The 11,292-nt window shown below is 71.8% G+C and carries 8 protein-coding genes; 6 read left to right on the top strand and 2 right to left on the bottom strand.

Annotation, left to right across the window (positions count from 1 at the left end; all coding sequences use genetic code 11):
• Positions 1–106 precede the first annotated feature (106 nt).
• Complete coding sequence (locus tag CQ393_RS17035; protein ID WP_153193347.1) at positions 107–2,515, bottom strand: glycoside hydrolase family 3 N-terminal domain-containing protein; 2,409 nt, start codon at positions 2,513–2,515, stop codon at positions 107–109.
• Complete coding sequence (locus CQ393_RS17030) at positions 2,515–4,821, bottom strand: family 20 glycosylhydrolase (RefSeq protein ID WP_194269705.1); 2,307 nt, start codon at positions 4,819–4,821, stop codon at positions 2,515–2,517. The genes CQ393_RS17035 and CQ393_RS17030 overlap by 1 nt, the downstream gene beginning before the upstream one ends.
• A 123-nt stretch (positions 4,822–4,944) precedes the next feature.
• Between CQ393_RS17030 and CQ393_RS17025 the strand changes: the two genes are divergently transcribed.
• Genes CQ393_RS17025 through CQ393_RS17000 form a run of 6 tightly spaced genes read left to right on the top strand, consistent with a single transcriptional unit; the run spans position 4,945 to position 11,292 of the window.
• A complete protein-coding gene (locus CQ393_RS17025) occupies positions 4,945–5,712 on the top strand; it encodes an SDR family oxidoreductase (RefSeq protein WP_153193343.1) in 768 nt (255 codons plus the stop codon).
• A gap of 31 nt (positions 5,713–5,743) precedes the next feature.
• The gene (locus CQ393_RS17020) at positions 5,744–6,586 is read left to right on the top strand and encodes an ureidoglycolate lyase (RefSeq protein ID WP_153193341.1); all 843 of its coding nucleotides are present in this window, start codon (positions 5,744–5,746) and stop codon (positions 6,584–6,586) included.
• Entirely contained in the window at positions 6,583–7,905 is a 1,323-nt protein-coding gene (locus CQ393_RS17015; RefSeq protein WP_153193339.1) for an L-fuconate dehydratase, read from the top strand. Before CQ393_RS17020 ends, CQ393_RS17015 begins: the two co-directional genes overlap by 4 nt.
• Complete coding sequence (locus CQ393_RS17010) at positions 7,902–9,662, top strand: alpha-L-fucosidase (protein WP_194269704.1); 1,761 nt, start codon at positions 7,902–7,904, stop codon at positions 9,660–9,662. Before CQ393_RS17015 ends, CQ393_RS17010 begins: the two co-directional genes overlap by 4 nt.
• Positions 9,659–10,516, top strand: a complete 858-nt coding sequence (locus CQ393_RS17005) for an amidohydrolase family protein (protein WP_343200023.1) — start codon at positions 9,659–9,661, stop codon at positions 10,514–10,516. Before CQ393_RS17010 ends, CQ393_RS17005 begins: the two co-directional genes overlap by 4 nt.
• Positions 10,516–11,292: an SDR family oxidoreductase gene (locus CQ393_RS17000; RefSeq protein WP_153193335.1), complete on the top strand. Its 777-nt coding sequence runs from the start codon at positions 10,516–10,518 to the stop codon at positions 11,290–11,292. The genes CQ393_RS17005 and CQ393_RS17000 overlap by 1 nt, the downstream gene beginning before the upstream one ends.

Here is an 11,292-nt window from a genome sequence, read left to right as displayed (position 1 = left end):
CCCGCTCCGCGCCCCGGCCCTTGCGCCAGCGCGAGGGCGTTCGCGGGGCAGCGAACCGCTGGTTCGCACACCGCCCCTCTCATCCCGAAGGGAGAGGGGCTGCAAATCACGGCAACACCTCGAACTCGCCCTGCTGGCGGATGTCCTCCGAACCGCCGCCCAGCATCACCCGGAAGGTACCGGGCTCGACCACGCGCCGCATCTGCCGGTCCAGCAACGCCAGGTCGGCCGGCTTCAGGGTGAAGGCGAGCGTGCGCGTCTGCCCGGGTTGCAGGTGCACGCGCGCGAAGCCGCGCAGGTTCTTCTCGTAGGTGGTCACCGAGCTGACCAGGTCGCGGGTATAGAGCTGCACCACCTCGTCGCCGGCGCGCGTGCCGCTGTTGCGCACGTCGATGCGCACGGTGACGTCGCCGCCCGCCGGCACCCGCTTCGGTTCGATGCGCAGGTTGTCGTAGGCGAACGTGGTGTAGCTCAGGCCATGGCCGAAGTAGTACAGCGCACCATTGACGCGCGACTTCTCCAGCTCCGACTGCGCGTTGGGCTTGGTCGGGAAGTTGTACGGCAGCTGCCCGGCGCTGCGCGGGAAGGTGACGGTGAGCTTGCCGCCGGGGTTGTAGTCGCCGAACAGGGCATCGGCAATCGCGGTGCCGCCGTGGTCGCCGGGGAACCAGGCTTCGAGGATTGCCGGTACGTGGGTGTCGGCCCAGTTGATGCTGATCGGCCGGCCGGTGATCAGCACCAGCACCACCGGGGTGCCGGTGGCCTGCACCGCCTGCAGCAATTCAAGTTGCCGGCCCGGCAGGTCGAGGCTGGTGCGGCTCAGGCTCTCGCCGACGGTGCGGTCGCCGTCGCCCAGCACCACGACCGCCACGTCGGCGCCGGTCGCGGCGCGCACCGCCTCGTCGATGCCGGCGCGCTCGGCGGCGCTGAGCGGTTCGGGCAGCACTTCGATCGCCGGCCAGTTGTCGCCGGCCACGTCCACGCCCTTGGCGTAACGCACGTTCGCGCTGCCGCCCAGCTTGGCGCGCACGCCTTCCAGCACGGTGACAACGTGGCCGCCGCTGGGGCCGTAGTGGCGGTGCGAATAGCGGCCGTCGTCGGCGTTGGGGCCGATCACCGCCACCGTCTTCAGGTCCCTGCGCAGCGGCAGCGCGTCGCCGGCGTTCTTCAGCAGCACCAGGCTCTCGCGCGCGGCCTGCAAGGCCACCTCCCGGTGTGCGGCCGAGTTCACCAACTTCGCGCTGGCCTCGGCGTCGGCGACGTAAGGGTGGTCGAACAGGCCGAGCTGGAACTTCACCCGCAGCACGTCGCGCACGCGGTCATCGACCGTGGCCATCGCCAGCGAGCCGTCGTCCAGCGCCGCGCGCAGCGGCAGCACGTAGTCCTGCGGCGGGGTGAAGTTGGTGCGCACGTTCAGGCCGGCCTGCACCGCCTGCCGCACCGCGTCCTTGGCGTCTGCGGCCACGGCGTGCTTGGTATGCAGGTATTCCACCGCCTCGCTGTCGGAGACGACGTAGCCGCGGAAACCGAACTCGCCGCGCAGGCGCTCGGTGAGCCAGTAGTGGCTGCCGGTCACCGGCACGCCGTCGTAGTCGTTGTAGGAACTCATCACGCCGAGCAGCCCGGCCTCGCGGATCGCGGCGGCGAATGGGGCGACATGGATGTCCTCGACCTCGCGCGGGGCCACCTGCGGGTCGGTGCGCGCCATGAATTCGCGCGCGCCCTTGTTGGCGCTGTAGACGACGAAGTGCTTGGCGGTGGAAGCGACGGCGTGGTCCTGCTGCATGCCCTTCACCATTTCCACGCCCAGCCGCGAGACCAGGTACGGGTCTTCGCCATAGACCTCCTCCATGCGCCCCCAGCGCTGGTCGCGGGCCACGTCGAGGATCGGCGCGTAGACGTTGCTGTAGCCCAGCGCGCGCGCCTCCAGCCCAGTGATGCGGCCGATGCGCCGCACCAGCGCCGGGTTCCAGCTGTGGCCGATGCCGAGCTGGCTGGGGAAGCTGGTGGCGCCGTGCGCCTCGACGCCGCGGATGCCCTCGTTGCTGAAGTCGGCGGGAACGCCGAGCCGGGTCTGCTCGATGAAGAAGCGCTGCACCTGGTTCATCGCCCACACGTGGCGGCGCAGGTCGGTGGCGTAGGGGCTGGCCTTGCCGCCGCCGTAGCCATTGTGCATCTCATCGATGTTGCCGATGCCGTCCTTCCACAGCGCGCTTTTCCAGCGCGCGGTAGGCAGCGGGTCCTCCAGCACGCGGCCGTAACCGTACAGCGTGGCCAGCTGCACGGTCTTCTCGTCGCGGTTCATGCGCGCCAGCAGGTCCTCGACGCGGGCGTCGATGTCGGCGTCCGGATCTTCGTAGAGATCCTTGCGGCCGTTCTTGTCCAGGTCGATCCAGCCGTCGTGGTAGATCGCCGGCAGCGGCACGAACGCCGGTGCCGGCTCGGCCACCGGTGCAGCGGCGTGACCGGCCGCCGTCGCCGCCAGCATGCCGGCCGCCAACAGCGCGCGGCGCATCAGCGCGCTTCCTCGGCGGTCAGCAGCTGCGCGCTATCGATCGCCCACAGCACCGGGCTGGGGCTGCCGGCGAACGTCAGGCACAGGTCGTGGCTGCCGCGGGTTGGCGGCAGCGCCACGTCCAGCTGCTTGACCGCACTGGTCTGCGGCTGCACCTGCGCCTTGGCCAGCAGCGGGCCGTCGCAGCCATCCAGCCGCACTTCCAGCTCACCAACCGCGGCCGGCGGCACCGGCTTGTCCATCGAATCGCCGCCGAACTGGAAGTTGTAGGGCAGGTCCAGCGCCTGCACGCGCAGCACGGCGATGCCGTCCAGCATTGCGGCCGGCCATTTCCAGCACGGCGTGCCGATGTTCACCGGCACCACCGCGCGCTCGCCGTCCAGCGGTTCGTCGTCCTCCAGCCGCAGCACGAAGGTGCTCTTGCCGCACGGCGCCAGCTGCTCGGCCTGGCGGGTGCGCAGCGCCAGCGCGTCGATGCGCAGGCTGCGCGGCCTGGCCAGCGGCTGGCCGTCGAGGAAGGCATTGGCGGTCACCGTGGTCGGCAGCGCCACCTGCAACGGTTGCGCGTACAGCGGCGACTGCGCGCTCGGTTCGCTGCCGTCGGTGGTGTAGCGCAGTTCGCCGAAGCCGCTCTGGTTGGCCAGCGCCACCGTCGCACCCTCACCCTGCGGCTCGGCATGGATGCGCGCGGCGAAGACGCTGTCGGCCGCGCCGATACCGGCATGGGCGAAGCGGCGCATCTGCGGGGCCAGGCGGTGCAGGAAGCCCTGCCAGTCGCGCGCGTCCTTCGGCGACCACGCCACCTCGGCCAGCGCCGACAGCCGCGGGAAGGCCAGGTGTTCCACGCGCGGTTCGGTGCGCACGTGTTCGGTCCACAGGTTGGCCTGGGTGCCGAGCACGTGCCTGGCCTGTCCGGCATCCAGTTCCGGCGGCACCGGCTCGAAGGCGTAGATCTTTTCCAGCGAAATCGGGCTGTCGTGGCCCGGCGGTTCGTCGGCTTCCTCGGACTGCATGCGGTTGATGTAGGTGATGTCGCTGGGGCTGAGCACCACGTCGTGGCCTTCGCGCGCCGCTTCCACCGCCCCCTTCATGCCGCGCCAGGACATCACCGTGGCCTCCGGCGGCAGCCCGCCTTCGAGGATCTCGTCCCAGCCGATCAGGCGGCGGTCGTGGGCGACGAGGAAGGTCTCGATGCGCTTGACGAACCAGCTCTGCAGGGCCATGTCGTCCTTCAGCCCCAGCGCCTCGCGTTTGGCCTGCACCTGCGGCGAGTTGCGCCACTGGTACTTGTCGGCCTCGTCGCCGCCGATGTGGATGAAGGTGCCGGGGAAGATGTCCATCACCTCGGTCAGCACGTTCTCCAGGAAATTGAAGGTCGGGTCGTCCACGCCGTACAGCCAGGTGTGCACGCCCCAGTCCGGCGACACCGGCGGCGCCTTGCCGCTGGCGCCGAATTCGGGATAGGCGGCGATGGCGGCCTGGGCGTGGCCGGGCATCTCGATCTCCGGCACCACGGTGATATGCAGCCTGCGCGCGTATTCGACCACCTCGCGCGCCTGCGCCTGGGTGTAGAAGCCGCCGTAGCGCACCGGCTGCCCACCGGCGCCGACCCCGGCCTTGCCGGCCGGCACCCGCCATGCGCCGACTTCGGTCAGCTTGGGGTACTGCTTTATTTCCAGCCGCCAGCCCTGGTCGTCGGTCAGGTGCCAGTGGAAGGTGTTGAGCTTGTGCCGCGCCATCTGGTCGAGCAGGCGCTTGATCTCCTCCACGCTCTGGAAGTGGCGGGCCGAGTCGAGCATGAAGCCGCGCCAGCGGAAGCGCGGCGCGTCGGCGATGCGCAGCCCCGGCACGGCCACCGGCAGGGCATCGGCCGCGCCCAGCAGCTGCCACAGGCTGACGCCGCCATAGAACAGCCCGGCCGCGTCGCCGGCGGACACGCGGACACCGGCGTCGCCGACCTCCAGCGCATAGCCTTCGGCGTTGCCCGCCTGCGGATCGGTCGCGAAGACGATCGCGCCCGCGCCGGCGGCGGCGCCGAGCACCAGCGTGGCGCCGGTGCTTTCGCGCACCAGTTCGACGAACCGCGCGGCCGCCTCGCGGGCGGCGGCATCGCCGGGTGCGGCGACCACGCGGGTATCGGCGGTCAGCACGAAGCGGCCCTGCGCCGGGTCCACCCGCATCGGCTGCGGGATCAGCGGCGGCGGGCCGCCGGCGGCGAACGCCTCGACCGGCGCCACCGGCGCGGACTCGCCGCCGCCGCTTCCGCCACAGCCGGCCAGCGCCAGCGCGACGGCCAGCCCGGCCATGGCCCGCGTCGCCTTCCGCATCCCCGTCGATCCCCGCGCCATTCCCGTACCCCGTTTGCAACAGACCCGTGGCACGATAGCATTGGTCCAACCGCTGTACCAATCATTCCTGGAGTCCAACCAATGCGCCTGCAAGGCAAACACGCCCTGGTCACCGCCGCCGCGCAGGGCATCGGCCGCGCCACCGCGCTGGCCTTCGTCCGCGAGGGCGCGCGGGTGATCGCCGCCGACATCAACCGGGACGCCCTGCAACGCCTGCGGGAGGAAGCAGGCGAGGCGCTGGTGCCGCTGCACCTGGACGTGACCGACCGCGCCGCCATCGCCGCGCTGGCCGCCCGCCACGCCGGCACCGACGACGCGGTGGACGTGCTGTTCAACTGCGCCGGCTACGTGCACAGCGGCAGCATCCTGGACGCGAGCGAGCAGGAATGGGACCTGGCCTGGCAGCTCAACGTCGGCTCGATGTTCCACCTGGTCCGCGCCCTGCTGCCGGGCATGCTGGCGCGCGGCGGCGGCTCGATCATCAACGTCGCCTCGGTGGCCTCCAGCATCAAGGGCGTGCCCAACCGCTTCATCTACGGCACCACCAAGGCGGCGGTGATCGGCCTGAGCAAGGCGGTCGCCGCCGACTACGTGGGCCAAGGCATCCGCTGCAACGCCATCTGCCCCGGCACCGTGGGCTCGCCGTCGCTGGAGGCACGCATCGCCGAGCAGGCGCGCCAGCAGGGCAGCAGCGTCGAGGCGGTGCAGGCCGCGTTCGTCGGCCGCCAGCCGATGGGCCGGCTCGGCCGCCCCGAGGAAATCGCCGCGCTGGCGGTGCACCTGGCCAGCGACGAATCGGCCTTCACCACCGGCGCCATCCACGTCATCGACGGCGGCTGGATCAACTGACCTCCCCCTCCCCCCAGGAAAGGAACCCACCATGAAACTGCTGCGCTACGGCCCGCACGGCGCGGAAAAGCCGGGACTGCTGGACGCTTCGGGACAGCTGCGCGACCTGTCGGCGGTGGTCGCCGACATCGCCGGCGACACGCTCACCCCCGAAGGCCTGCAGCGCCTGCGTGCGCTGGACCCGGCCACCCTGCCGGCGGTGCCGGGCACGCCGCGCATCGGCCCCTGCGTGGGCCGGGTCGGCAAGTTCGTGTGCATCGGCCTGAACTATTCCGACCACGCCGCCGAGACCGGCGCGCAGGTGCCGGCCGAGCCGGTGGTGTTCAACAAGTGGACCAGCGCCATCTGCGGGCCCGACGACGACGTGCGGATCCCGCGCGGCTCGCGCAAGACCGACTGGGAAGTGGAGCTGGGCGTGGTGATCGGCCGCGGCGGACGCTACATCGACGAGGCCGACGCGATGGACCACGTGGCCGGCTACTGCGTGGTCAACGACGTCTCCGAGCGCGAGTTCCAGCTCGAGGGCACCGGCACCTGGGACAAGGGCAAGGGCTGCGACACCTTCGGCCCGCTCGGCCCGTGGCTGGTCACCGCCGACGAGATCGCCGACCCGCAGGCGCTGGACCTGTGGCTGGAAGTGGACGGCCACCGCTATCAGGACGGCAACACCCGCACCATGGTGTTCGGCATCCCGTTCCTGGTCAGTTACCTGAGCCGTTTCATGAGCCTGCAGCCGGGCGACGTGATCTCCACCGGCACCCCGCCGGGCGTGGGCCTGGGGCAGAAGCCGCCGGTCTACCTGCGCGCCGGCCAGATCATGCGCCTGGGCATCGCCGGGCTGGGCGAACAGCGGCAGCAGGTGGTGCAGGCATGAACGCAGCCGCCGACGGCGTGCGCATCACCGGCCTGCGGGTCGAGGACCTCCGCTTCCCCACCTCGCGCCAGCTCGACGGCTCGGACGCGATGAACCCCGACCCGGACTACTCGGCTGCCTACGTGGTGCTGGAAACCAGCCGGGCGGGCCTGGAAGGCCACGGCCTGACCTTCACCATCGGCCGCGGCAACGAGGTGTGCTGCGCGGCGATCGAGGCGCTGCGGCACCTCGTGGTCGGCCTGGAACTGGACTGGATCGCCGCGGACATGGGCCGCTTCTGGCGCCACGTCACCTCCGACAGCCAGCTGCGCTGGATCGGCCCGGACAAGGGCGCCATGCACCTGGCCACCGGCGCGGTGGTCAACGCCGTGTGGGACCTGTGGGCCAAGGCCGAGGGCAAGCCGGTGTGGCGGCTGGTGGCGGAGATGACGCCGGAAGCACTGGTGCGCTGCGTGGACTTCCGCTATCTCAGCGACGCCATCACCGCCGACGAGGCGCTGGCCCTGCTGCGCGGACGCGAGGCCGGCAAGGCCGAGCGCATCGCCACCCTCGAACGCGAGGGCTACCCCTGCTACACCACCTCCGCCGGCTGGCTCGGTTACCCGGACGACAAGCTGCGCCGGCTGTGCCAGGAAGCGGTGGACGCCGGCTTCGACCATGTGAAGCTGAAGGTCGGCCGCGACCTGCAGGACGACATCCGCCGCGTGCGCATCGCCCGCGAGGTGCTCGGCCCGCAGCGCCGGCTGATGATCGACGCCAACCAGATCTGGGATGTCGGCCAGGCCATCGACTGGGTGCGCGAGCTGGCGTTCGCGCGGCCGTGGTTCATCGAGGAACCCACCAGCCCCGACGACGTGGCCGGGCACCGCGCCATCCGCCAGGGCGTGGCGCCGGTGCAGGTCGCCACCGGCGAGATGTGCCAGAACCGGGTGATGTTCAAGCAGTTCATCGCCGGCGGCGCCATCGACGTGGTGCAGATCGACGCCTGCCGCGTCGGCGGCGTCAACGAGGTGCTGGCGATCCTGCTGCTGGCCGCCAAGTACGGCCTGCCGGTGTGCCCGCACGCCGGCGGCGTCGGCCTGTGCGAATACGTGCAGCACCTGGCGATGATCGACTACGTGTGCATCGCCGGCACCCGCGAGGGCCGCGTGGTGGAATACGTGGACCACCTGCACGAGCACTTCCTGGACCCATGCACGATCCGCGACGCCGCCTACCTGCCGCCGGCCGCGCCGGGCTTCTCGATCACGATGAAGGCCGACAGCCGCCAGCAGTACCGCTACCCGGACGGCAGCGTCCACCGCGGCGGTACCGCGTGAACCATGCCCGCCTCCGCCCGGCGGCGCTGGCCGCGCTGCTCGGCGCGGCGCTGCTGGCCGCCGGCGGTTGCCGCCGCGAACCCTCCGCGATGCCGGTCGGAGGCGAAGCCGCGGCGGCGGAGGAAACGGGCGAACAGGCGCGGCTGGCGCGCTGGCATGCGCTGGGCTACGGCATGTTCGTGCACTGGGGCCTGTATTCGGAACTCGGCGGGCAATGGCAGGGCAGGCCGGTCACCCAGGGCTATTCGGAGCAGATCCAGGGCTGGGCGAAGATTCCGCCGGCCGACTACGCCCAGGTGGCCGAGCGCTTCGCCGCGCCGGCCTTCGACGCCGACGCGATCTGCACCTTGGCCCGCGACGCCGGTGCGCGCTACATCGTCGTCACCAGCAAGCACCACGACGGCTTCGCCATGTTCGACACGGCGAGCACCGACTACAGCATCGTCAAGCGCACGCCGTTCGGCCGCGACCCGCTCAAGCTGCTGTCCGCCGCCTGCCGCAGGCTCGGCGTCGGCTTCGGCGTGTACTTCTCACTGGTGGACTGGCATGCCGGCCACGAGACCGAGGTGCAGAACAACAGCAACCCGATCCCGCCGGCGATGGAGCCGCTGATCGAACAGCAGCTCACCGAGCTGATGACCAACTACGGGCCGATCGCCGAGGTGTGGTTCGACATGGCCGCGCCCACCGCCACGCAGAGCCGGCGCTTCGCCGGCATCGTGCGCCGGCTGCAGCCGGACGCGGCGATCAACGGCCGCATCTGGAACAACGCCGGCGACTTCGTGACCCTGGGCGACAACGAGGCGCCGCCGCCGACCATGCGGCCGCCGTTCGAGGTGCCCGCCTCGATCTACCACGCCACCTGGGGCTACCGCCGCTGGCAGGCGCGCGACGACCTGCCGGGCAAGCTGCGCGAACTGGCCAACGGCCTGGCGCAGGCGCGCGCGGCCGGCGGCAACTACCTGCTCAACATCGGACCGGAGGGCAGTGGCGCCATCGTGCCGTTCGAGGCCGAGGTGCTGCGCGGCCTCCGCCAGTGGCTGCAGCGCCAGGGCAACGCCGCGCTGGACGCGCGCCCCAGCGGCCTGCCGCCGCAGCCGTGGGGCAGCACCCTGGCCGACGCCGGCGGGCTGTATCTGTTCGTGCGCGACTGGCATGGCGGCGACCTGGTGGTGCGCGGCCTGGCCAGCGATCCGCGCGCGGTGCGCGTGGCCGGCAGCGACGCCGTGCCGCTGGCCTGGCGCCGGCAGGGCGACGACGTGGTGATCGAACTGCCGGCGCAGGCGCCCGATCCGGTGCTGCCGGTGCTGCGCCTGGAACTGGACGGACCGGCGCGCATCGTGCCGCCGGGCACCGTCACGCTGTCGCCCGACGGCCGCGCCACCCTGCCGATGCAGGCCTGGCAGCCCGGCACCAGCTTCGCCTTCGGCAGCGGCTACCGCACCCAGCAGACCACCACGGTGTCGCTGCAGGCCGCGCTGCGCGGCAGCGCGCCGCAGGCGGTGGCCTGGCTGCGCTTCGATGGCGTGCAGGCGCCTGCGCAACAGCGCTACCGCCTCCATGTCGGCGACCAGCAGCGCGAAGTCGATGGCGCGGCACTGCGCACGCAGGCCATCGGTCCGTTCGTATTGCCCGGTGCCGACGCCGGCGCCACGCCGATCCGCGTGGAACTGGCCGCGCCGGCCTACCCGGCGCAGGACCTGGGCCTGCGCTTCGACGCGGTCACCGTCGCCCCGCGCGCCGAGGCGACGCCGTGAGCCTGCGCATCGATGCCCACCAGCATTTCTGGCGCTACAGCGCGCCGGACTATCCGTGGATGGGCGCCGGCATGGAGGCGCTGCGCCGCGACCATCTGCCGGACGCGGTGCTGCCACTGCTCGACGCCGCCGGCATCGATGCCTGCATCGCCGTGCAGGCGCGCGCCAGCGAGGCCGAGAACGACTTCCTGCTGGAGCTGGCACGGCAGCATCCGCACATCGCCGCGGTGGTCGGCTGGGTCGACCTGTTCGCCGCCGATGCCGGCGAGCGGCTGGCGTACTGGCGCAGCCAGCCGCGCTTCGCCGGCGTGCGCCACCTGCTGCAGGACGACGCCGACGTGGCAGCGACCCTGGCCGATGCGCGCTTCGCCCGCGGCATGCGCGCGCTGCAGGAGCGGGCATTGGTCTACGACATCCTCGTCCGCGGCCCGGCGCAGCTGGCGCCGGTGGCGGCGTTCTGCACGCGCCACGACCGCCACTGGCTGGTGCTCGACCACCTCGGCAAGCCGGCCATCGGCAGCGACGGCGAGGACGCATGGCGCCGCCACCTGCGCGACGTGGCGGCGCTGCCGCACGTGCTGTGCAAGGTATCCGGGCTGGTCACCGAGGTCGTCGGTATGCGAGTGGACACCGATGCGATCCATCGCCACCTCGACGCGGCGCTGGAGGCTTTCGGCCCGGAACGCCTGATGTTCGGCTCGGACTGGCCGGTGTGCCTGCTGCGCGCCGACCATGCCGCCGTCGCCACCCTGGTGCGCGACTGGGCCGCGCGGCTTTCCGGCGGCGAACAGGCGCAACTGTGGGGCGACAATGCCGCGCGCTGCTATGGCGTGCTTCCCGGGGGAGTGGAGTGATGGACCTGCAACTGCGCGACAAGGTGGTGATCGTGACCGGCGGCGACGCCGGCATCGGCGGTGCGGTCTCGCTGGCGCTGGCCGGCGAAGGCGCCATCCCGGTGGTGTTGGCGCGCGGCGCGCCGGAGGCCGGTTTCGCGCAGCGGCTGCAGGCGCTGCAGCCGCGCGCGCGCTTCTTTCCGCTGGAACTGGCCGACGGCGACGCCTGCGCGGCAGCGGTGCGCGACGTGCTGGCCGAATTCGGCGCGCTGCACGGCCTGGTCAACAATGCCGGGGTCAACGACGGCGTCGGCCTGGACGCCGGGCGCGAGGCTTTCCTCGCCTCGCTGGAGCGCAACCTGATCCACTACTACGTGATGGCGCACCTGTGCGTGGACGCGCTGAAGGCCGCGCGCGGCGCCATCGTCAACATCTCGTCCAAGACCGCGCTCACCGGCCAGGGCAATACCAGCGGCTACTGCGCGTCCAAGGGCGCGCAGCTGTCGCTGACCCGCGAATGGGCCGCGTCGCTGGCCGGCGACGGCGTGCGCGTGAACGCGGTGGTGCCCGCCGAGGTGATGACGCCGCTGTACCGCGCGTGGATCGCCGGCTTCGACGACCCCGAGGCCAGGCTCGCCGACATCGCCCGCCGCATCCCGCTGGGACGGCGCATGACCCGCGACGACGAGATCGCCGACACCGTGCTGTTCCTGCTGTCGGCGCGCGCCTCGCACGTCACCGGGCAATGGCTGTTCGTGGACGGCGGCTACACCCACCTCGACCGTGCGCTGACCTGA

The organism is Stenotrophomonas sp. MYb238, from assembly GCF_009496535.1.
In the GTDB taxonomy this organism is placed as follows: Bacteria; Pseudomonadota; Gammaproteobacteria; order Xanthomonadales; family Xanthomonadaceae; genus Stenotrophomonas.
The sequence above is the reverse complement of the archived record's forward strand: the minus strand, read 5'-3'. Positions and strand labels throughout refer to the sequence as shown.

What these genes read in the sequence shown, in the direction of transcription:
- CQ393_RS17030 (WP_194269705.1), bottom strand. Translation starts at nt 4,821, where the DNA reads ATGGCCGGGCTGGCCGTCGCGCTGGCGCTGGCCGGCTGTGGCGGAAGC.
- CQ393_RS17000 (WP_153193335.1), top strand. Translation starts at nt 10,516, where the DNA reads ATGGACCTGCAACTGCGCGACAAGGTGGTGATCGTGACCGGCGGCGAC.
- CQ393_RS17020 (WP_153193341.1), top strand. Translation starts at nt 5,744, where the DNA reads ATGAAACTGCTGCGCTACGGCCCGCACGGCGCGGAAAAGCCGGGACTG.
- CQ393_RS17015 (WP_153193339.1), top strand. Translation starts at nt 6,583, where the DNA reads ATGAACGCAGCCGCCGACGGCGTGCGCATCACCGGCCTGCGGGTCGAG.
- CQ393_RS17025 (WP_153193343.1), top strand. Translation starts at nt 4,945, where the DNA reads ATGCGCCTGCAAGGCAAACACGCCCTGGTCACCGCCGCCGCGCAGGGC.
- CQ393_RS17035 (WP_153193347.1), bottom strand. Translation starts at nt 2,515, where the DNA reads ATGCGCCGCGCGCTGTTGGCGGCCGGCATGCTGGCGGCGACGGCGGCC.